Genomic DNA, 1,052 nt, shown 5'->3' with positions numbered 1-1,052 from the left:
GATGAGTTCGGCATCATCCTTCCAGAGCCAGAAAACTCGCGCATGGCAGAAGTGTTATCAGATCGCATTGTTTCGTTGATAAACCAACCTTTTGATCTGCACCACTTCAGTAAACGTCTTGCCTGCTCAATTGGTAGCGTCCGCTATCCGGAAGATGGGCAGGATGCTCGTATCTTGCTACAAAACGCCGATACCGCAATGTACGAAGCGAAAGATCGCGGGCGAAACCGTCTGATCAAATTCAATGACCAAATGAACAAAGAAGCGCGTATGCGTTTGTGGCTCGAAATCGAACTGCAAAAAGCCCTGCAGCAAAATGGTCTTGAAGTTTGGTATCAGCCCAAAGTGAACGCCCGTGATTTCAGTATCAATGGCGCAGAGGCTTTAGTACGTTGGAAACATCCGGTTGAGGGCTACATTAGCCCAGGATCATTTATTCCTGTGGCGGAACGAGCAGGTTTGATTGAGCACCTGGGTCGCGTGGTGATGCGTGATGTATTCAACACCGTAAAACGCTGGAAGCAACAAGGCATTTTGCCGGGTCGCGTCGCGATCAACTTGTCTCCAGAACAGTTTGGCAACCCTCAGTTGATCGACTTTATGGAGAAGCTGCTGCGCACAACCGAACTTGATCCAAGTTGCATCACGTTTGAGCTAACGGAAAGCGCGGTGATGAGTGACAGCGAACATACGCTGCAAATGCTGAATGCGATTAAAAAGCTGGGCTTTGCTTTGTCGATCGACGACCTTGGTACTGGGTACTCGTCGCTGTCTTATTTAGCTCGTTTCCCGATTGATGAACTAAAAATCGACCGTGCGTTCATTAATGACATTGATGCCCTGCCAAAACAGGTGACCGTCATCGAGAACATCATCAACTTGGGCAAATCTTTGGAACTAACGGTCGTTGCAGAAGGCGTAGAAACGCATCAGCAAGCTACTTTGCTTTCCAACCTTCAATGTAACTCGATTCAAGGTTTTCATTTCTACCGACCTCAGCCAAAACATGAAATCGAAGAGTTGTTTGTGCAAAACCGCCGCCACAAAAACTG

Annotated in this window: 1 protein-coding gene; it reads left to right on the top strand. The window is 47.8% G+C overall.

From position 1 onward, the window contains the following. Nucleotides 1–1,052: bifunctional diguanylate cyclase/phosphodiesterase (locus R7E47_RS25265; protein ID WP_318085551.1), on the top strand; the 1,052-nt coding region annotated here is incomplete at both ends.

The organism is Vibrio sp. Vb1026 (assembly GCF_033338745.1).
GTDB classification, from domain to species: domain Bacteria; phylum Pseudomonadota; class Gammaproteobacteria; order Enterobacterales; family Vibrionaceae; genus Vibrio; species Vibrio alginolyticus.
This window is presented reverse-complemented; position numbering and strand designations above follow the sequence as displayed.